At 37.6% G+C, this 22,400-nt stretch carries 19 protein-coding genes; 17 read left to right on the top strand and 2 right to left on the bottom strand.

The window, feature by feature from the left end; genetic code table 11:
- Positions 1-201: 201 nt before the first annotated feature.
- The 15 genes from CA834_RS03480 (at position 202) to CA834_RS03410 (ending at position 16,141) form a co-directional block, all read left to right on the top strand.
- Positions 202-1,545: an MBL fold metallo-hydrolase gene (locus tag CA834_RS03480; RefSeq protein ID WP_094967290.1), complete on the top strand. Its 1,344-nt coding sequence runs from the start codon at positions 202-204 to the stop codon at positions 1,543-1,545.
- 5 nt (positions 1,546-1,550) lie between these two features.
- A complete protein-coding gene (locus tag CA834_RS03475; protein ID WP_240507435.1) occupies positions 1,551-1,991 on the top strand; it encodes a methyltransferase family protein in 441 nt (146 codons plus the stop codon).
- Between the two features lie 42 nt (positions 1,992-2,033).
- The gene (locus tag CA834_RS03470; protein ID WP_206186838.1) at positions 2,034-3,350 is read left to right on the top strand and encodes an APC family permease; all 1,317 of its coding nucleotides are present in this window, start codon (positions 2,034-2,036) and stop codon (positions 3,348-3,350) included.
- Between the two features lie 43 nt (positions 3,351-3,393).
- Entirely contained in the window at positions 3,394-4,143 is a 750-nt protein-coding gene (locus CA834_RS03465) for a class I SAM-dependent methyltransferase (RefSeq protein ID WP_094967289.1), read from the top strand.
- A 143-nt stretch (positions 4,144-4,286) separates the two neighbouring features.
- Positions 4,287-5,633, top strand: coding sequence for a cytochrome ubiquinol oxidase subunit I (locus CA834_RS03460; protein ID WP_094967288.1), 1,347 nt, complete (start codon positions 4,287-4,289; stop codon positions 5,631-5,633).
- A 10-nt stretch (positions 5,634-5,643) separates the two neighbouring features.
- Entirely contained in the window at positions 5,644-6,681 is a 1,038-nt protein-coding gene (gene cydB / locus CA834_RS03455) for a cytochrome d ubiquinol oxidase subunit II (protein ID WP_094967287.1), read from the top strand.
- Positions 6,682-7,013: 332 nt separating this feature from the next.
- Complete coding sequence (locus CA834_RS03450; RefSeq protein WP_094967286.1) at positions 7,014-7,670, top strand: DUF6799 domain-containing protein; 657 nt, start codon at positions 7,014-7,016, stop codon at positions 7,668-7,670.
- 68 nt (positions 7,671-7,738) lie between these two features.
- The gene (locus tag CA834_RS03445) at positions 7,739-8,635 is read left to right on the top strand and encodes a hypothetical protein (protein WP_094967285.1); all 897 of its coding nucleotides are present in this window, start codon (positions 7,739-7,741) and stop codon (positions 8,633-8,635) included.
- Between the two features lie 176 nt (positions 8,636-8,811).
- Positions 8,812-9,270, top strand: a complete 459-nt coding sequence (locus CA834_RS03440; RefSeq protein ID WP_133085448.1) for a DUF4405 domain-containing protein — start codon at positions 8,812-8,814, stop codon at positions 9,268-9,270.
- A gap of 22 nt (positions 9,271-9,292) precedes the next feature.
- Positions 9,293-10,606 carry a TolC family protein gene (locus tag CA834_RS03435; protein ID WP_094967283.1) on the top strand — a complete coding sequence of 438 codons (1,314 nt, stop codon included), beginning with the start codon at positions 9,293-9,295 and terminating at the stop codon, positions 10,604-10,606.
- 1 nt (position 10,607) lies between these two features.
- Complete coding sequence (locus tag CA834_RS03430) at positions 10,608-11,699, top strand: efflux RND transporter periplasmic adaptor subunit (RefSeq protein ID WP_094967282.1); 1,092 nt, start codon at positions 10,608-10,610, stop codon at positions 11,697-11,699.
- 24 nt (positions 11,700-11,723) lie between these two features.
- Positions 11,724-14,924, top strand: coding sequence for an efflux RND transporter permease subunit (locus tag CA834_RS03425; protein WP_094967281.1), 3,201 nt, complete (start codon positions 11,724-11,726; stop codon positions 14,922-14,924).
- Complete coding sequence (locus CA834_RS03420) at positions 14,925-15,230, top strand: hypothetical protein (protein ID WP_094967280.1); 306 nt, start codon at positions 14,925-14,927, stop codon at positions 15,228-15,230.
- A gap of 16 nt (positions 15,231-15,246) precedes the next feature.
- Positions 15,247-15,435: a YgaP family membrane protein gene (locus CA834_RS03415; protein ID WP_094967279.1), complete on the top strand. Its 189-nt coding sequence runs from the start codon at positions 15,247-15,249 to the stop codon at positions 15,433-15,435.
- 73 nt (positions 15,436-15,508) lie between these two features.
- Complete coding sequence (locus CA834_RS03410) at positions 15,509-16,141, top strand: CDP-alcohol phosphatidyltransferase family protein (protein WP_094967278.1); 633 nt, start codon at positions 15,509-15,511, stop codon at positions 16,139-16,141.
- A 68-nt stretch (positions 16,142-16,209) separates the two neighbouring features.
- Here the strand turns inward: CA834_RS03410 and CA834_RS03405 are convergent, their stop codons facing one another.
- Positions 16,210-17,214, bottom strand: a complete 1,005-nt coding sequence (locus tag CA834_RS03405; protein WP_094967277.1) for a 2-hydroxyacid dehydrogenase — start codon at positions 17,212-17,214, stop codon at positions 16,210-16,212.
- 296 nt (positions 17,215-17,510) lie between these two features.
- Here CA834_RS03405 and CA834_RS03400 point away from each other — a divergent pair, with 296 nt between their 5' ends.
- On the top strand, positions 17,511-17,915 hold the full coding sequence (locus tag CA834_RS03400; RefSeq protein WP_094967276.1) for a DUF2452 domain-containing protein: 405 nt from the start codon (positions 17,511-17,513) through the stop codon (positions 17,913-17,915).
- A 182-nt stretch (positions 17,916-18,097) separates the two neighbouring features.
- Positions 18,098-20,776, top strand: a complete 2,679-nt coding sequence (locus tag CA834_RS03395; protein WP_094967275.1) for a LamG-like jellyroll fold domain-containing protein — start codon at positions 18,098-18,100, stop codon at positions 20,774-20,776.
- A 56-nt stretch (positions 20,777-20,832) separates the two neighbouring features.
- On the opposite strand, the gene hisS is transcribed toward CA834_RS03395, so the two are convergent.
- Positions 20,833-22,203 (bottom strand): histidine--tRNA ligase, encoded by a 1,371-nt coding sequence (gene hisS / locus CA834_RS03390; RefSeq protein ID WP_094967274.1) that lies wholly within the window; start codon positions 22,201-22,203, stop codon positions 20,833-20,835.
- Positions 22,204-22,400: the final 197 nt, after the last annotated feature.

The raw sequence follows: 22,400 nt of genomic DNA, 5'->3' as shown, positions 1-22,400 counted from the left end.
ATTTTAAAAGATTAATAATTTGTACGTGCATTATTAGTAAATATTAATTTTTATTCAGTGCTTATACTAATATTTGATACGCTATAAAAAAGCAGATTATTTGTTTATAGTAATCTATTTAAAATTAATGTTAAAACGTCGGTCTAAAACTTAAATTTGGACCGATTTTTTTATTTTAAAATACATAAAAAAAGAAAAGCTATGAATATTATACAATTTGAAGACAAGCCATTAGCGCATTATTCTTATGCGATAATTAGTCAAGATAAAATGGTTTTAGTAGATCCTTCAAGAGATCCAAAACGATATTATAAATTGGCTGAAAAGAACAACGCAAAAATAGTTGCTGTATTTGAAACGCATCCACACGCTGATTTTGTGAGTAGTCATTTGCAAATTCATAAAGAAACGGGAGCTACTATTTATGTGAGTAAAATGGTAGGCGCCAATTATCCACATAAAACGTTTGATGATGGAGATACGTTTAATTTAGGAGACGTAATGTTTTTTGCAATAAACACACCAGGACATTCACCAGATAGTATCACAATTATTGCAAAACGCAAAGAAGACTATGCTATGTTCTCTGGTGACACTTTATTTATTGGTGATGTAGGTCGTCCGGATTTAAGAGAAAAAGCAGGTAATATGAAAGCTAAACGCGAAGCACTTGCAAAAAGCATGTATCAAACTATGCAAACTAAATTTAATGGTTTACCAGACCATACAGTTGTATATCCTGCTCATGGTGCAGGCTCACTTTGCGGAAAAAATATGAGTACTGATGCTTCTAGTACTTTAGGAAGAGAACGTAAGGAAAACTGGGCATTCAAGAATTTATCTGAAGACGAATTTGTAAATCATATCTTAGCAGATCAACCCTTTATTCCTTCATACTTTGGTTTTAATGTAGATATCAATAAATCTGGTGCAGATAATTTTGAACGTAGTATTGCACAACCAGAATTTCATTTAAAAGCGCAAGGCGTTCAAGAAAAAGATGTTTTAATTGTTGATGTTAGAAGTGCTGAGCAATATAAACAAAATCATATTAAAGGAAGTATCAATATTATGGCAAAAACCGAAGATGATAAGCTTGAAACATGGCTAGGTTCCATTGTTGTACCTGAAGAAAAATTCTATGTGGTTTTAAATTCAGTTGAAGATAAAGTTGACGTTTTGCATCGTATTGCAAAAATTGGATACGAAAAACAAGTAATAGGCCTGTTAACCTTAGATGATTCAACATTTGAAACTTCCGAAACGTTGAATTTAGAAGACTTCAAAAAGCATCCAGATCATTACACCATTGTGGATATAAGAAATAAAAGTGAAGTTGTGGAAGAGAAGTTTTTTGAGAATGCGATTTACCATCCATTAGATGAGCTACGAGATACAGCTAATGAAATCCCAAAAAATAAACCCATCGTTGTACATTGTGCCGGTGGTTATCGAAGTTCGGCAGGAACTAGTATTCTTCAAAAAGCATTAGAAGGAGTAAAGGTTTACGACTTAAGTGATGCTATAATACATTTTAAGAATTAATTGTTTTGAAGTCGAAAAAAGATTTTATATATGTAGGCATTCAAGTAGTACTTTTTGTAGCCTATATTATTCCTGTCAATATAACCAAAATAAATATTCCCGAATGGTTATGCTATTCGGGATTGCTTATTTTAGCTTTAGGTATTTTTTTAGGAATAGTAGCTTTGTTACAACTCAACACAAAATTGTCACCATTTCCAACTCCAGTTTCAAACGGTAAGCTGATTACAACAGGAGCTTATAACATATCTAGGCACCCTATTTATACCGCTATAATTCTTTCAGGTTTGGGTTATGCTTTATATCAAACATCTTGCTACAAAGTGTTGGTTACATTAGGGTTGATGATTCTATTTTATTTTAAATCTAAGTATGAAGAACAATTACTTTTTGAAAAATATTTGGAATATTCAGATTATAAAAAGAAAACGCGACGGTTTATTTAGGATTATAAATCAAATTCACTAGAGCTCTAGAATCAATTTTTAATGCCAAAGAAAATTCAAATTCACAAGATCAGCACACTTACAGGCATTGCCTTGGTCGTGGCCAATATGATAGGAACAGGTGTGTTTACAAGTTTAGGGTTCCAGTTAAAAGACCTTCAGAATCCGACTATTATTTTAATTCTTTGGGTTTTGGGTGGACTTATTGCCTTATCAGGCGCATTCAGTTATGCTGAAATCGGAACACATATCCAACGTTCGGGAGGCGAATATGCTTTCTTAACAAAGTTGTTTCATCCACTTGTTGGTTATTTATCGGGTTGGATTTCCATTACTGTTGGTTTTGCAGCACCTATTGCATTATCTGCAATGGCGTTTGTGGCTTATTTTCCCTATTTTAATTTGAATCCTAAATGGACAAGCATTATTCTAATTGCCATTATTACACTCATTCATACTAAAAATTTAGCTTTAAGCTCCAAATTTCAGAATATCAGCACCTTGTTTAAAATCGGGATTATTGTGATACTAATTTTTATTGGTATTTGGTTAGAGCCATCATTTGATAACACAGGGTTTTTATCGAGTTCTGATTATTCCAATTTAATTTCACCAGCATTTGCAGTGGCATTGATTTATGTGAGTTATTCCTATTCCGGTTGGAATGCCGCAGCCTATATTACCGAAGAATTCAAAAACCCCAAAAAAGCCTTGCCCATAGCCTTAATTGGCGGCACCTTAATCGTAACGGTACTTTATGCATTATTACAATATGTGTTTTTAAAACATGTGCCAATTCCTGAGTTAAAAGATCAATTGAATGTGGGTACCATTGCCTTGAACAAAATGATTGGAGACGATTACGGACGCTTATTCGGCTTGGCCATTTCTCTATTATTGGTTTCCGGTATAAGCGCCATGGTTTGGGTAGGCTCTAGGGTAACGTCTAGCATTGCGAAAGATCATCGCTTTTGGAATTACTTTAAGGCTAAAAAAAATAACATTCCACAAAGCGCGCTATGGCTGCAATTTGGCATAAGTGCCTTATTGATTTTAACAGGAACTTTTGAACAAATATTAATCTATTGTGGTATTTTATTAACCATATCTTCTATGGCGACCGTTACAGGTGTTTTTAAATTACGCTACCAACAGAAAAAAGAACAAACCGATAGATTTAGAAGCCCATTATTTCCACTTTTTCAACTGATATTTATTCTCTTATCCTTATGGATGATTATCTATGCGTTTATCAATAGTCCGTTTGAAGTCGTCGTGGGTTTTGGTAATATTCTTATAGGATTTATAACCTATTGGTGGAGCAATAAATTGAAGTTTAACCACTTAAAACTAAAATAAAAATACATTAAAAATTAACACATATTAAAACACGTATTTAACAATGAAAACAGCAAAACATCTTTTCCTTGCAGCGACTTTGGTACTAGCATTTTCAGCTTGTAAAGAAAATAACGAAAAAAATGGTAAGCACGACGCTAGCCACGAAACAAAAGAAGCTTCAGAACAGCATGGCGGTCATCATGGAAAACATCACAAATCGGACACAACAAAAACCGCAAATGATTATATGAACCAATCAAATACCGAAGATTTAATAAAACGGTTTGAATCTCCAGAACGTGATGCCTACCAAAAGCCAGAAAAAGTACTGAAATATCTTGGTGATTTAAAAGGAAAGAAAATAATGGATATTGGAGCTGGTTCAGGTTATTTTTCAATGAAATTAGCAGAAAAAGGAGCGCAAGTTATTGCTGCTGATGTTAGTGATGAATTTCAAGCAGTATTGAAAAAGCGTATTGAGGACAATAATCTTGAAAATATCGAACTTCGGAAAATTCCTTACGACAGTCCAAATTTGGCGGATAATGAAGTCGATATGGTATTGATTGTAAATACCTACCATCATATTGAAAACCGGGCTGATTATTTTTCAAGAGTCAAAAAAGGAATCAAACCAGAGGGAGAATTAGTCGTTATAGATTACTTCAAAAAAGACATTCCTGTAGGTCCACCAGCGCATCATAAAATTGATTTGGAGACGGTAAAAAGTGAATTGAAAAAAGCAGGATACACAGAATTAGATGTCAATGTTGATTTGTTGCAATATCAATTTATTGTGAGAGCGAAGTAAATGATGACAGACTTTTGGAACGCGCGTTATTTTGCTGAAGGATTTATTCATATAATGGCACCTAACGACTTTTATTGGTGGCGTGACATTGGTTACATTTTACGATTAAAATAGTATTTATCTTTATTCAAAAAAAATAAACTATGGATACCGAAATCTTAGCCAGAATCCAATTTGCCTTTACCATAGCCTTTCACTACATATATCCACCCTTAAGCATCGGTATAGGTTTAATTATGGTCATTACTGAGGGGTTATATTTAAAGACAGGACATAAACAATATGAAGTCTTAACCCGTTTTTGGTTAAAAATATTCGCCATAACCTTTGGAATCGGAGTTGCCACAGGAATAATCATGGAGTTCGAATTCGGCACCAATTGGGCGGTCTATTCCAAGTACGTAGGTGATATTTTTGGCAGTGCATTAGCAGCAGAAGGATTATTTGCTTTTGGTTTAGAGAGCACGTTTTTAGGCGTCCTCATTTTTGGATGGAATCGCGTATCACCAAAGGTTCATTTTATTTCTACCCTTGGTGTGTTTTTGGGTTCAATGTTTTCGGCTGTTTGGATTGTTGTCGCCAATAGTTGGCAGCAAACACCTGCAGGCTATCATATCGTTGGGGAAGGATTAAACGCTAGAGCTGAGGTCACCGATTTTTGGGCCATGGTTCTTAATCCATCAAGTGTAGATAGGATTATACATACTTGGCAAGGTGCCTTTTTAGCGGGCGCTTTTTTAGTGCTAAGCGTGCATGCCTATTATCTTATTAAAGGCAGATATATTGAGATTTCTAAAAAAGCATTTAAGATTGCCTTAGTGGTAGCCACTATTTTTTCTTTAGGTCAATTAGTGTCAGGTCATAGTTCTGCGGATGGCGTAGCCGAAAATCAACCGGCAAAATTAGCAGCTATGGAAGGGCATTACGACGAGTCGGCACCTGCAGATTTATATCTATTTGGCTGGGTAGATAACGACACCCAAGATGTTACTGGTATTGCCTTGCCAGGTGGGTTATCTTTTTTGGTACATCAAGATTTTGATGCACCCATCACTGGTTTAAACGCATTTCCAAAAGAGGATCAACCAGGCCAAGTGAATGCGGTTTTTCAGTTTTATCATATCATGATTTCCATAGGTATGTTTTTAATTGCCTTGACCTTATATGCTAGTTTTTTGTGGTGGCGAGGTAAACTATTTGATAAAAAATGGTTGTTGACAATTTTTGCTTTTTCGGTCATTTTACCTCAAATAGCGAATCAAGTTGGTTGGTTTGCAGCTGAAATGGGCAGGCAGCCTTGGATAGTTTATGGCCATTTAAGAACAAGTCAAGGATTTTCGCAAGAAGTATCCTCAAATCAAATTGTATTTTCATTAGTTCTGTTTGCTGTAGTCTATTCTATTTTATTTCTCTTGTTTTTATATTCCTTGAATAAGAAGATAAAACATGGCCCATACGATGAAGCGGAAAATGCATTAGAAATTATTTAAAAAGACATCCATGGAAACATTTTTAGGTATAGATTATCCAACGTTATGGTACTTGGTAGTAGGTTTATTGTTTTCAGGCTATGCCATATTAGAAGGTTTTGATTACGGGGCTGGTGCTTGGCATCTATTTTTTAGAAAAGACCTCAGCAGAAGAATAGCCATTAATGCTATTGGGCCAATATGGGACGCTAACCAAGTATGGCTCATCATTGGAGGTGGTGCGTTATTTGCTGGATTTCCAGTGATGTATGCCACTATGTTGTCTGCTATGTATATTCCTTTTATGCTGTTCTTAATGCTTTTGGTCTTACGGTCTTCAGCCATAAAATTCAGAAGTTCAGAAGAAATGCTGTGGTGGCGTAAAACATGGGATATTATCTATTTTTTGTCTAATGTTTTAATAGCCTTTTTACTAGGTGTTGTTTTAGGGAATATCCTTCAAGGTTTTGAGCTTGAAGAAAACTTCAGATATAAAGGTGGCATTTTCTTTACATTTCTTAATCCTTATGCGCTTATAGTTGGTTTCACAACCCTTTCTATTTTCATGACTCAAGGCGCTATTTTCTTATTGCTAAAAACCGAAGGCCGTTTGCATACAAGACTTACATTTTTATTAAAAAAAGGGATGATTTTTTTCATTATCAGTTTTGCATTAACATCCCTATATACTTTAATATTTCTTCCGGGTGTAACAGATAAGTTTAAAGAAAATCCGATATTTTTCATTCTGCCAATAATCGCTTTTTTGGCGGTAGCGAATGTGCCACGATTGGTCTCAAAGAAGAAATACGCTAATGCTTTGGTTTTTTCATCGTTAACCATGGCCTTTCTATTAATGTTGGTGGCATTTCAGCTATACCCCGTTTTATTACCCTCTACGATTGACCCAAAATACAGTGTAACCATTTATAATGCTGCATCATCTCAGAAATCCCTAGGCATTATGCTCACAATTGTTGTCATAGGCACACCATTATTGGCAGGTTACTTTATTTTCTTATACAAAACATTTTATGGAAAAGTAAAATTAGACGATACCAGTTATTAAGGTATGGGCAATAACTGTTTTGCGAAAAGAGCATCATATATGGTGCTCTTTTTTATGTAACAAATGTGACATTCATAAAACGGAGGTTGTCTTAACTTTGATACTATAAACGTTTCTACGTTATAATTATAAATTAAGTTTAGAAGAGCAAACTAAGCGTAGTTTGGTTGATTTTTTTGGTTAGTAGAAAAAAGCACTCAGTTTAATTGGGTGCTTTTTTTATGTAACACCTGTTACATATGTCTTTTTATATGAGGTATAATGATCAAGGTCATTTTATAAGCTATACCATAACAATACATTTATAACAGTATTAACTTAAATGTAAGAAAATGAAAAAGGCAGTTTTAATAATAGTATTTGTTGTTCTGGGAACAACCGCTATGATTGCGCAAGACAAAAATCAAGATAGAGTCCAAGACCAAGATCGCTTAATGCTAGTAGATGGCAGTGTTCTTCAAATAAGGGACCGTGATCAGGTACGCTTAAGAGATAGGGTTACCTTAAATGATGGTACGGTAGTAAATCCTGATGGAACTTACCAAAGTAGAGATCGTAAGCAATTAAAGCTTCGAAATGGTGAATGTTTGGATATGGATGGCGTAAAGTACCGTAATGAATATCAGTACAGATCTAAAGTGCAACAGGAAAATAAAGGTCTATCAAAAGAGCAAGCACAGAAAAGAAACCAAAACAGAGTCCATTATATGATGGTTGATGGTGAACTATTACAAATTAGAAATCAGTTTCAAAACAGACTACAAGAAAATCTCAAACTTGGCAATGGAACTACTGTAAATCCTGATGGTACCTTGCAAACAAGAGATCGCAAACAATTACGATTAAAAGATGGTGAATGTCTTAATATGGGAGGCGACATGTTTAAAAACAGCTATCAACATCGTAAAATGAATATGAACAAAATGGGCATGAAGCCAAAGGCTCAAAAAAAACCTAAAGCTCAAAAGAAAATAAATAAAAAAGGATGATTTATGTCCATGTAAAAAAGGGTTTTTAAAAAAATTAAAAGCCCTTTTTTGTTTTCAAACTTAATATAATGAAGATTCTAAATTATAAATCGACATTAGGCATACTGGCCATTTTATTTTGTAATCTCATTCACAGTCAAACGACTTATGTCAACGAACAAACTGGCAAAATCAATGATTCGTCTTATGTTTACTTTAGTTTTAATTATATAAGTGATGCCGTATTTATGGGTCGAAAAGATTCTATTGCGGCACCCTATATTTACCCAACGTTTCTGTACCACCATAAATCTGGGTTTTATGCCAGTAGCTCCTTGTCTTATCTTACAAAAGCCAATGAAGGTCGAGTGGATTTGTTTTTGTTAACTGTGGGTTTCGATTTTAACATCAGAAAATTGGATGGCGATATTTCCGTTACCGCCTATTTTTTCAACGAGGACAGTTACAATGTGATTTCTGAAGTTGGGTCTGATATAACGGCACGTTTAGAATATGATTTTGACATCATTACCTTGGGATTATCTGCTAGCTCTTTTTTTAATACTGATAGCAGTACCGATTTCTTTTTATCCTCAGAGGTAAGACATGATTTTATGACCACCAATGACAAGTTTCAATTTTCACCTACTATCGGAATTTACTTCGGAACACAAAATTTTTACGAGCAGTACTTTGTGAATAATCGATTTGGCAATGGTAGAGGCCAAAGTTCTGGGCAAGGGCAAACCCCTTTAGACACTCTACAATCCTCGTCTGTTGTACTCAACGAAAGTGATCAATTCAATCTTATGTCCGTAGAGTTTAGTTTACCTATTTGGTACACCTATAAATCATATTATGTGGTTATTATCCCGACTTTTGTAATTCCTCAAAATGAAGCTGTACTTCGTGTTGATGATGCCTTAGTAAAAGAAGATTTGGATAATTCGTTCTATTTTATTGCAGGTATATATTATAGGTTTTAAAAGCTAAGGTTATGTAAGGACGTATTTAATATGATTTTTCAGTCAACGGTACATATAAGCACTCATTATTTAGGGTGCTTTTTTTGTGGTTTTATAAGTTCCAATATGATGAATGTCATTGTAGCATTTCTGGTTGGTAAATACTTTTGCTTGTCATTAGAATAGTAGTGAATACCGTGAAAAAGTCCGAAAAAGCCATGCGCAAATCCGTTTTTAATTTTACCGTAAACACACTTATGGCCTTTTGCATGTCTGCGCTTATTGGTATTGGGTTTTTAATCAAATACACGTTGATTCCGGGACAAGAACGCTGGGCCATTTATGGTGGTCCTACAGAACTATTTTGGCTTGGTATGGACAGACATCAATGGGGCATGTTACATCTCATTTTGGGGTTTGTGCTGTTGGGGTTGTTAGTGCTGCATATTCTGGTACACTGGAAGGTCATCACCGCTGTTTATAACAAAATAATTAAAGAACCACTGATCAAAAAAGCCCTGGTGGTGGTTTTTATAATCCTTTGCACGGTTATGATCATATTCTCATTTTTTATAAAACCAAACATTGAACCTATTAAAAAAGGAAGCGGACGGCAAGTAACATTAGTTACTAACATTCCTATAACCGCGATGTAATTTTGACTCAAATTAATTAAAAATGATAAAAGCTCTATATAAAATCAGTTTAACCGTTTTTGGTCTTCTTTCTGCCGTGCAGGCTCAAGACCTCAAGGAAGTTTCTCGAGCAGAGGTTTTAGACCAAGCCTTAGAACAGAACCAAAGTATAAAGATATCCATTGAAGCATTTAACGAAGCTAAAGGTGATTATAAGCAGTCTAATGCTGTTTTCCTGCCTAATATTTCGGTGTCTCATACCGGTTTTGCCACCACAAATCCCTTAATGGCATTTGGGTCTAAGCTCAACCAAGAAATTTTAACTCAGGCCGACTTTAATCCTGATCTTTTAAATAACCCAGACCAGACGCAAAACTTTGCCACCATCTTTGAGTTTCAACAACCCTTGATCAACATGGATGGCTTCCACCAGCGCAAAGCAGCCAAGAATAAAATGGAGGCCATGGCGCTTCAAACTGAGCGCGTTAAGGATTATTTAGCCTTCGAGGTAGATAAGGCCTATATGCAATTACAATTAGCTTATAAGGGTGTAGAGGTTTTAGAAAAAGCACTACAAGCGGCAGAAGCCAATTACCAATTGGCTGATAACAGTTTTAAACAAGGCTTGCTGCAGCGAGCGGACCTACTCCAAGTGGAAGTTAGGGTATCAGAGGTTAAAAACCAATTGAGGAGCGCAAGGAGCAATGTGAAAAACGCCTCAAATTATCTGTCTTTCTTAATGCATGATGAGACTGGAGCCATCCTAAAACCTGTAGATCATCTTCAACCTAACGTTTCTTACATGCAAGAGGATGCCATGGTACCTGAGGAACGCGCAGATATTAAAGCAATGGCTTTGGCAACTGAAGCTCAAAAATCCATGTACAAGTCTGAGAAGACCACTTTTCTGCCCACTTTAAATGCCTTTGGTAGTTATCAAATGTTTGATAATAATCTATTTCAATTCGGTGCTAATGGTTACATCATAGGGGCAGAACTAAAATGGGATATCCTTAAAGGCACCAGTCGTTTTGGCAAGTCACAAAAATCGCGTGCTACCTATGAGAAATCAAAACTGGAATACGAACAATACGTCTCTAAAAGTAAGCTTGAACTGAACCAGACCAACCGCTTGTTAAGCGATGCTGAACATAAATTAGAACTCACCGCATTGGCCCTAAGGCAATCTGAAGAAGCGTTACGGATTCGTACAAACCGCTTTAAGGAAGGCTTGGAAAAAACAACAGACGTATTAATGGCAGAAACACAGTATGCTCAAAAACAACTGGAATACTTTCAAACCGTATATGACTATAATAGTACTAAAGCCTATTTAAATTATCTAACAACTTTATAACATGAACACAAAACACATATATAAAATCATCGCACTTAGCGTCATCCTATCACTTGTAAGCTGTAAGGAGGATGACAAGAAAATAACCCTCAATGATGCCACACCCATCACTGTGAGCGTTGAAACCGTGACATCAAATAGTGACAATAGCGCATTAACGGTTAGTGGAAGCATTGAAGCCACTAACAACGCCACTTTGAGTACACGTCTTATGGGTTATGTAGACCGCATCTATGTTGATGTCGGTGATGTGGTTACCAAAGGGCAATTATTACTATCCATTAATAGTAGTGATTTAAAAGCCAAAAGCGCACAGGTCACCGCTAGTATCACTGAAGCTAATGCCGCATTTCAAAATGCAGAAAAAGATTACCAAAGGTTCAAGAATTTATTTGAAGAAAACAGTGCTTCCCAAAAGGAACTTGATGATATAACTGCTAGGTATAATATGGCTAAGGCCAGACTTGAAGCAGCTAAGCAAATGAAAAATGAGGTGGATGCTCAGTTTGCCTATACCAATATCAGGGCACCGTTTAAGGGTATCGTCGCGGCCAAGTATATTGAAGCCGGGACTTTGGCAAACCCAGGCATGCCTTTACTATCTGTAGAATCTCCAGATAATTTTGATGTGATGGTTAGGGTTCCTGAACATGTAATCTCAAAGGTTAAACCCAATATGGACGTTCGCATCAATGTGTCGTCTATCAATGCACGTTTTAATGGAAAAGTAAAAGAGGTAAGTGCCTCATCCACCTTATCCGGAGGTCAATACCTCGTTAAAATAACACTTAAAGAACCCACTAAAAATATTCGATCAGGCATGTTTGCATCTGTTGAATTTCCAACTATAGAAGGCGACATCGCTTCTGCATCGCAAAGCATTTTTATTCCAACAAAAGCATTAGTTCATAAAGGTCAACTGACAGGCTTATATACAGTGAGCCAACAAAATACAGCCATCTTGAGATGGATAAGAATTGGCCGGTCCATGGGAGAGAACACGGAAGTCTTATCGGGCTTAACGGCAGGTGAGACTATTATTACCTCATCACAAGGGAAACTATACAACGGTGCCAAACTCAATATTAAGTAAGGTCACACAAAAACATTTAGAAAAATGAAAGAAGGTTTAGCAGGAAAAATCGCCAAAGGCTTCATAAGCTCTAAGCTCACTGTGCTCTTGATGATTGTTTTTATGGTTATTGGAGTTTATAGTTCATTTCTTATTCCACGCGAAGAAGAACCACAAATTGATGTGCCCATGGCCGATATTTTTGTGGGCTATCCTGGCGCCAGTCCCACGGAAGTAGAATCGCGCGTCATAAAACCCTTAGAAAAACTCCTTTCCAATATCAAAGGAGTCGAGTATGTGTATTCCACATCCATGCAAGAGCAAGGTATGGTGATTGTACAATTTTACGTTGGAGAAGATATAGAACGCTCTTTGGTGAAGCTATACAATGAAATCAATAAGCACATGGACCAAATGCCAGATGGTGTTACGCTTCCGCTTGTGAAATCAAGAGCTATTGATGATGTGCCCATGCTAGGGTTAACCCTATGGAGCGAGACGTACAATGATTTCCAATTAAAACAAATCGCCCAAGAAGTAACCGATGAAATTGAGGAGGTAAACGATGTAGCCCAAACCCACAAAATTGGAGGAAGAAACAGGGAATTACGCATTGTATTGGACAAAAATAAATTGGCAAGTAGCGGATTAGATGTTTTGTCGGTTGCTGAAATGATAAAAGCCAATAATCAGCAACTCAATTCGGGGAGCTTTGACAGAAATGATACCGAGTTTTTAGTTAAAACAGGTGAGTTCCTAAAAACAAAACAAGATGTGGAACACTTGGTGGTAGGTGTTTTTCAAAATCAACCTATCTATTTGAACCAAATAGCAACTATAGTTGATGGACCAGAAATTCCACAGAACTATGTGAGCCTCGGATTTGGTGGTGCTAGCGACAAAATCTTAAACTACAAGTCCGAATACCCTGCGGTAACCATATCGATTGCCAAGCGCAAGGGTGCCGATGCCATGAAAATTGCAGATGTCATCATCAATAAGGTAGAACAGTTAAGAACGACCTTAATTCCTGATGATGTACATGTAGAAATTACGCGAAATTACGGTGAAACCGCTTCGCAAAAAGTATCTGAACTTCTGCTTCACCTTATTGGAGCGATAATTGCAGTAACCATTGTCGTAATGCTCGCCATGGGATGGCGTGGTGGTTTGGTGGTGTTCTTATCTGTACCTATCACGTTTGCCTTGACCTTGTTGAGCTACTATTTGTTGGATTACACCCTAAACCGAATCACCCTATTTGCCTTGGTCTTTGTTACAGGAATTGTGGTAGATGACTCGATCATTATTGCTGAAAACATGCACCGGCATTTTAAAATGAAACGCTTGCCCTTTAGGCAAGCTGCATTATACGCAATCAATGAAGTTGGTAACCCAACCATTCTAGCTACTTTTACGGTTATAGCCTCAGTATTACCTATGGCTTTTGTATCGGGATTGATGGGACCTTATATGAGTCCGATGCCCATTGGCGCTTCCATTGCCATGATATTATCCCTTTTTGTAGCCTTGACCATAACCCCCTATTTAGGCTTTATTTTCCTAAGGGAAAAGAACAGCAGCTCAGAAGCCCTTGAAGACGATGAAACCGCAGGGATTTCAGATTCCTTTATTTACAAAGTATATTCAAAATTTGAGACCCCATTAATTGAAAATAGAACCAAACGTTGGCTCTTCCTAGGTATCACCTTTATCTTGTTGATAGGCTCTATTGGGTTGTTTTTTACAAAATCAGTAGCGGTCAAAATGCTACCCTTTGATAACAAAAACGAATTCCAGGTGGTTATTGACATGCCAGAAGGGACCACTCTAGAGCGTACTTCATTAGTCGCAAAAGAAATAGGGCAATATCTGGCCACACAACCCGAAGTGGTCAATTATCAAAGTTACGTAGGTACCTCTGCCCCTATTACCTTTAACGGTTTGGTTAGACATTACGATTTACGCGGTGGCAGTAATGTGGCCGATATCCAAGTTAACTTAACGGATAAGCACGACAGAAGTGCTCAAAGTCATGATATTGCTAAGTTATTGCGTCCAGACATTCAAACTATCGCTTCAAAATATGATGCTAATGTAAAAATTGTTGAAGTGCCTCCAGGACCACCGGTACTGTCTACCATTGTGGCCGAAATTTACGGACCTGAGTATAATGAGCAAATACGAATTGCAGATTCGGTTAAAACCATCTTACACCATACCGATGATGTTGTGGATATAGATTGGATGGTAGAAGCCGACCAAAAAGAGTTCAATTTCATCATCAATAAAGAAAAAGCGATGCTTTATGGAATTGCACCACAGCAAATTGCCTACCTCATGAATATGGCCCTTTCCAATAGAGCCATTACCCATCTATATGATGAAAATGCCTCTAATCAAGTGGGGCTTGTTTTGGCCTTGGATGAAAAGGAGAAATCAACCATTCAAGATATTGCAGCCCTTAAAGTAAAATCAAGTCAGGGACATCTCGTGCCAATTTTGGATTTAGTAACTATTTCAGAAAATATAAAACCTAAAAGTATTTATAGAAAAAACCAAAAGCGCGTAGTCTATGTCCTTGCTGATATGGCAGGCGAATTGGAAAGTCCTGTGTATGCCATTCTAGGAATGACCGATAAGCTACAAGGTATTGATTTGCCAAAAGGCTATAAGATGAACGAGCTTTACATCAATCAACCTGAATTTGAAGATGACTTTACCGTAAAATGGGATGGTGAGTGGCAAATTACCTTAGAGGTCTTTAGGGATTTGGGAATTGCTTTTTTAGGCGTAATTATCATTATCTATATTCTCATTGTCGGATGGTTCCAAAACTTTAAGGCGCCTATAGTTATGATGGTGGCTATTCCGCTATCCTTGGTTGGTATAATTTTAGGCCACTGGTTAATGGGTGCCTTTTTTACAGCAACCTCCTTTATCGGTATGATTGCCCTAGCAGGTATCATGGTTAGAAATTCAGTGCTGCTCATTGATTTCGTGAACTTAAGACTGGAAGATGGTATTCCTTTGAAACAAGCCGTTATAGAGGCTGGTGCTGTTAGAACAACGCCGATATTGCTTACTGCAGGCACTGTAGTGATTGGCGCTTTTGTGATATTATTCGACCCTATATTTCAAGGGTTGGCTATTTCACTAATGGGCGGAACCATAGTGTCAACATTCCTAACCTTATTGGTTGTCCCATTAGTGTATTATATGATAGAACGTAAAAATTACAAGTAAATGAAATTAGTTATTGTTACCGTTGTAGATGATTACATCAAAGAAGTTTCAAAACTTTTTAAAAAAGCAGGTATAGCGACATTTAGCCAGCTAGATATTGCAGGCTACAAGTCAAGAAAGGCAAACGATTCAATGTCTGGATGGTTTGCCACCAGAGACGGTGGTGCTAATTCAGAGATGTTTTTCTCCTTTGCAGAGGAGACGCACATCGCTGCATTATTTCAAGAGATCAAAGTATTCAATTCAAATTTGGAAAGCAACAACCCTGTTAGAGCGGTTGTTGTCCCCATAGAACAATTCATTTAATTAAAATCGAAACACGATGAAAAACAGAATCGTACGCGGTGTAGCAGGCACATTTATCCTAATTAGCATAATTCTGGCTATTTCCGTAAATATTAATTGGTTGTGGTTCACCGCATTTGTGGGTGCTAACCTATTGCAATCCTCATTGACGAAATGGTGTCTTATGGACACTATATTGGAAAAAGTATTTGGGGTTAAGGATTGATTTTACCAGAGGACTGATACTAATCATTTCATAATGCTATTTGTAAGATTACATTTATCCAAATAGTTGCGTTATGCTAACCTTTAGAAACTATAACATTGCCGATTGGTTCTCATTCTACAGGATTGCAGCTGCCCCTTTTTTGCTGCTGCTCATTTGGCTAGACGCAAGAGTGCTGTTCAGTTGGTTTTTACTTGTGAGCTATTCTACAGATGCTATTGATGGGTTTTTGGCCCGAAAGCTTAAAATTACCAGTCCGCGAGGCTCGCAACTCGACTCTTTCGGAGACCAATTTACCTTAATTGTTGGTATTGTTGGCCTTTATTACTTTGAGACGGAATTTATAAAATCCTATTTGGCCGTCATTGGCATTGCCTTTGTACCTTACCTTATACAGATGTTTATTGCCTATTTTAAATACGGTAAGGCCACGGCATTTCATACCTATTTAGCGAAGGGCTCCGCAGTGGTGCAATCTGTTTTTATTTTACATGCCCTTTTTTTTGCACCAAATACAAACCTATTTTATTTTATGATTGCCCTAGGCATACTTGAAACCATTGAGGAAATTATACTGATCTTTATGTATGACTATTGGGTATCTGATGTCAAGGGCATTTACATGGCCTTGAGCGACAAACGGGCCACAAGACCTCATAAGTTTAAGAAATTTGAGGGCAAGAAAAAAAATGAGGATATTGAATGAATTGGCCGTGAACTGAGAAGCTGGTCAAATACCATTTTCTAATATTACTCGCTTATACGGGGTTTAATTTACGAACCACTCAAATCCGTTAATTCGTTTTCGGTTTCCTTACCAGAATCCCAGCAATCTAAATTGTAAATAGTGGTCTCTGCAATATTGGTGAGGGCCTCATTTGTGAGGTAAGCGTGGTGTCCGGTGATAAGCACATTTGGCATGGCATTTAATTTAATGAATAAATTATCATCCGGCACGTTTTGGGAGCGATCTTTAAAAAAAATAGCTTTTTCATTTTCATAGACATCCATACCTAGGGCCCCAATCTTTCCCGACCTTAGAGCTGCAATGACATCACTCGTTTCTATGATGGAGCCTCTTGCCGTATTAATAAGAATAACACCATCTTTCATTTCGGAAATCACATCCTTATTGATCAATTGATGGGTATCGCTATTTAAAGGAATATGTAAGGAAATAATATCTGATTTTTGACACAGTTCAAGGAGTGGGACATAGTCTATTTGAAATTGCTCTTTTAACTGGGCATCTTCCTTGATATCGTAACCTAACACCTTACAACCAAAACCGTGCATAATTTTCGTCATGACACTACCGATCTTACCTGTACCGACAATACCCACCGTTTTATGATTGAGATCCATCCCCACCAAATTATCCAGGTTAAAATTATAATGACTTACCCTGTAATTAGATTCGATCAGCTTTCTATTTAAAGCCAACAAAAGAGCTGCTGCGTGCTCGGCAATAGCGAATGGGGAATATGCTGGTACATTGGCCACTCTAATATTCACTCTTGAAGCGGCCCTGAGGTTAACATTATCATGACCCACAGATCTTAAGGTAATGTACTTGACGCCAAAATCCTTTAGTTTTTCTACAGTTATAAAACAAGCTTCATCAGCAGAAAAGATAGATACAGCGTCAAAGCCAACGGCCTTTTCAGCAGTTTGAGATGATAAGGCTTCTTCAATAAAGGTGAGCTTATGCTTTCCACTATTGGCTTTTTTTAAATAGGGTATTTCAAACCCTTTTGCACTGTAAATAAGGACTTTCATGATAGCCGCGATTAATTAGAACACAGCTAAATCTAAGAATAAGATGGCACATAGTAAATGATATTAATCAGAATGAAGGATAATAAATACTAGGTCTTCACAGCTTAAAAATCAAGAAGCATTGAACACTTGAAGTAGAAGCCTTATTTTTTAAATCCTCTATGTTTTCTATGTCCTTGGTTTAGGGTTTGTCCATACTTCAATTACATATAAATTCATGGTTCGTGTGGGCTATTGTTTTTTAAAGGCGGAACTTCTGTGTAACTTTGCAGAGAATACTTTGCTAGATATTTAGAATGAAAAAGAAAAAGAAACCAGACCAGGTGGTCTACAATACGGAAACCGAACGCTACGACGCATCGCTGAAGCCTTATGCTACGGATGTATCAGCTCCGGTGATTACTACAACTGATACCTTAGCTTGGAAAAACAGAAATATCAACAAGGTTAACAAGCATATTCAAGCCAAATACAATGAGCTTAAATCGGCTTATGATGAAATGATGGCGCAATACGAATACAACAATCTGGTTTATAGCGCTCATTTTAATTTTGAACCGGTTGTTGGCCATACCTATCACTTGTATAAAAGAGCTAACGATTCTACATTTTTATCCATCATAGCACCTGAAGAATGTGATTTTAACCATATAGGGAGCTTTTATTTAAGTGCTGACGGCATTTGGCATAAAACCGATTGAATTGAAGCCTAACACGGTGATACCTCAAAGTCATTATCCGAGGCTATAAATGCCCTATGATTTTACCACATATTTGAAATAACAACTTACACTTAATTTACATTTTATCGTATTTTTTTGCATTTCATAGATATTTTTATATATTTGAACGATATTTAGTCCCAAACTAAATTTAACCGCTTATGAAATGTCTTACCCTCCATCTGAAGGGATTGGTATTTATGTGCATTATCCTCAGTGTTGCAGCCATAACGGCTCAAACCTCTGCAGATAGGTCCGTTTATTTTGATGGTACCGAAGGTTTTATAGACATGGGTGACCACCTCGATTTAAATTCAGTTGGCTTTACACTCTCAGTATGGGTAAAAACAGAGGCCTCTGGTTCAGGTATTACTTCTATTTTATCCAAGCGCGATGTAGCTTTTCAACGCGGTTATGACCTGAGATTACTAGCGGACAATCGCATTCAAATTATTTGGAAAAATGGTTCTTCTGAGGTCTTAATATCACGGTCTAAACTTCCTGACAACGAGTGGCACCATATTGCGGTGGTCTATAACGGAACCCTTGTATCGATTTATGTTGATGGAATTCTCGATACCTCCGACACCAAAACACCGCCTATACCAACAACGGAGTCCTTTATTATTGGTGCCGCGGGAACTGATGCCCCCTTTCAACATTTTAAAGGTCATTTAGATGAAGTGCGCCTGTGGAGAAAAGCATTATCCTATAAGCAGTTAAGGTTTATGATGAACCAAGAAATCATCAATAGCAACGGTCAGGTTAGGGGCACCGAATTACCAATGCCACTTAGCAAGAATGATATTGAATCCTTGCTGTGGTCAGATTTGGTAGGCTATTTCCCCATGTCTGTTGATTCCAACAATAATCTAGAGGACGTTTCCGGAAACGGCAATCTGGGCACTATATATTTAGCCACTTTAGACGATCAAAGTGCACCTCTACCTTATAAAACTTTTCAAGATGGTGATTGGGACAGTCCCAACACATGGGTAAATGGCACTATGCAATATATCCCAGGAGCAGTCTCCATTGTCGATGCTAATAAAACCATAGATTGGACTATAGTAAGGACATCCCATGCCGTCAATATGGACAACGCTTCCTTGCCATCGAGCACATTGGGCAACAGAACGATTCTAGCACTTTACGTTGATGCCAATGAACTTAGGGTTAATGGTGACAATGATGCTGGGACAGGAAACGGTCTTACCGTATCGCATTATTTGCGCTTAACAGGTAAACTAAACCTAGAAGGCGAATCGCAGCTTGTACAAGAATTACACAGTGATTTAGATGTAGAATCCAGCGGCCAGCTTGAAAAAGATCAACAGGGCACTGCCGATACGTTTACGTACAATTATTGGTCATCTCCAGTTGGCGCAATAGATATTGATAAAAATAATTACAGTTATTCGGTCCGGGATGTGATGTATGACGGAGCGAATCCTGTCAATTTTTCATCTACAGGCTACAATGGGGCCGCTACAGATCCTATCCGCATCGCCGATTATTGGATATGGAAATATGCCAATCAACCCAATAACAGCTATTCATCTTGGCAACATGTTAGACGCACCGGAACCATATTCGCCGGTGAAGGTTTTACGATGAAAGGACCTGGGACAGGACCTATTTTCAGCAAACAAAATTATGTCTTCCGTGGCAAGCCTAATAATGGACCTATTAGCCTAAATATACATGCACAAAACGATTATTTAATTGGGAACCCCTACCCTTCGGCTATTGATGCCAACCAGTTTATCCTAGATAATATTGGGCCTAGTAATGATGCTTCAGGTCAAAACCCCTTAATTGATGGTACCCTCTACTTCTGGAAACATTGGGGAGGCGGGTCTCACGTTCTAGCGGACTATGAAGGCGGCTATGCCACTTATAATTTCTCTGGTGCCGTTGCAGAAGCATCCTATGGCACAAATGACCCCAATATTGCTACGGGAGGACGACCTACCCAACGTCCCGGTAGGTATATCCCTGTTGGACAAGGCTTTTTTGTTGTCGGAAAAAGTACAGGAGAAATCAATTTTAACAACGGTCAGCGTGTTTTTGTCACCGAAGGCAATTCGTCATCTGTATTTATGAGAAACGATTTTGCCAATTCTACCCAGGCTTTTTTAGATGACTACGAGGGCGATGACCGTATGAAATTTAGAATAGGCTTTAACTCTGTAAATACCATTCACCGTCAGCTACTCTTGACTATTGATGAAAACGCGACGCCAAATATTGATTTGGCCTACGACGCTAAAATGAAAGACGTTCAAATGGATGATATGTTTTGGTTGATTAATGATGAAACCTATGTCATTCAAGCCAGTAACGAGGTCAATGAAGACAGTATCTATGACTTAGGCGTTAGAACAGACACCGATGGTATCAACACCATAGGTATTGATGCCTTGGAGAATATAGACGACGATTTGGATATCTATTTGTACGATGCAGAACTCGATATCTATCATGATTTAAGAGCCGAGAGTTATTCTATTTTTCTCAATGCAGGGGAATATTTAAACCGATTTAAAATCACCTTTTCAAATGCTGATTCCTCATTGGGTCTTGAGGATAACAGGGTAAACCATGTGGATATCTTATTTTCAAATGACATTGAACAACTCGTCCTAGTAAACCCTAAAGGTATTGACATTGAATCCATAGAACTCTTTAATATCATGGGTCAATCCATATTGACCATAGACTCTATTATCACGAGTTCCTACAACACCTACAGTGTCGGTGATTTAAGTATGGGTGCCTATATCATAAAACTCAAAACCCCAAATAGAGAAATAACCAAGAAGATTATAATTAATTAGAGTTAGTTTTTTAGTTAGTGTTTAAAAGGTCCCAGTCTCCATGTTGCTGGGGCTTTTTATATTAATGCCGCTAGCAAAGCATCAAAATTTAGGGTTAGCTGCTCACCGGTACTCATGGTTTTCAAGGTAAATTGTTTGGCCTGCAATTCCTTTTCACCAACTAGGACCACATAGGGTATATTACGTCTATTGGCATAGGTCATTTGTTTTTTCATCTTTGCGGAGTCCGGATAAAGTTCTGCAACCACTCCGTGTTGTCTCAACTTGGTTATTGCCGACAAACAGGCGCTAGCTTCGGTTTCCCCGAAATTGATAAATAAAACCTTTGTAGACTCAGTTATGGCCTCAGGGAATAAACCCAGTGCTTCGAGAACCAAATAGATACGATCTAGCCCAAAACTTATACCCACACCACTGACATTCGTTAAACCAAATATCCCAGTAAGATCATCATAACGACCACCGCCTCCTATAGAACCCATGTCTACACCATCTGGCGCAGCTACCTCAAAAATGGCTCCCGTATAATAGTTGAGACCTCTAGCCAAGGTAACACTTAATTCCAGATGGGCTGTTTTAAGGCCTAGATTTGATATCATTTCGTTTATGAATTCCAATTCCTCAATGCCCTTAATGCCTATTGCAGAGCTGCTTAAAATAGATTTTAAGGTTTTTATTTGAGACCCAAAATCCCCTTTTAAGTCGAACAGGGGTTGAAGTTTAGAAATACCTTCCTCTGAAATAGCCTTTGATCGCATTTCTTCCTTGACCTTAGCTTCGCCTATTTTATCAAGTTTATCTAAAGCTACCGTAAAGTCTATGAGCTTATCTTGCGCACCGATAACCTCAGCGATGCCAGAAAGAATTTTGCGATTATTTATTTTTATGGTGACCCCCTTAAGTTGTAATTCGGTGAAAACAGCGTCATAGAGTTGAATGAACTCCACTTCCTGAAATAGTGAGGTAGAGCCCACCACGTCGGCATCGCATTGGTAAAATTCCCTGAAACGTCCTTTCTGTGGGCGATCTGCGCGCCAAACAGGTTGGATTTGATAGCGCTTAAAGGGAAATTCTATATCATTTTGATGTTGCACCACGTAGCGCGCAAAAGGAACGGTAAGATCGTAGCGAAGTGCTTTTTCTGAAATTTTTGGTGTTATAAGCGTTTCAGATTTCGACTGGTAATCGGCATCGTCCACTTTATTCAGATATGCTCCTGAGTTGAGGATCTTAAAAATAAGACGGTCACCCTCATCGCCATACTTCCCCATCAAGGTATCAGAATTTTCAAAACTGGGGGTTTCAATTGGCTGGAATCCAAAAAGCTTAAATTGACGCTTTATGGTTTCAACAATATAAGAGCGTTTAGCGACTTCTTCTGCATTAAAATCTCTGGTGCCTTTAGGAATTGTTGGTTTTTGTGCCATAATAACCGCCTCTATATCTAAGAATCTCTTTATTTTAAATTAATCTATAATCTGGTTGCACTGAGAAATACCACTAAAACTTGTGCGCTATTCTCAATAGTTCCAATATAACCAGGAATTGCAAAAATATCATAAAATATAGAGTCAAAACAAAGTTATTTCGTTTTTATAGTAACTTTATACCCGTTGCACAGTCA

The sequence above is a fragment of the Winogradskyella aurantia genome (genome assembly GCF_002266855.1).
GTDB lineage: Bacteria > Bacteroidota > Bacteroidia > Flavobacteriales > Flavobacteriaceae > Winogradskyella > Winogradskyella aurantia.
This window is presented reverse-complemented; position numbering and strand designations above follow the sequence as displayed.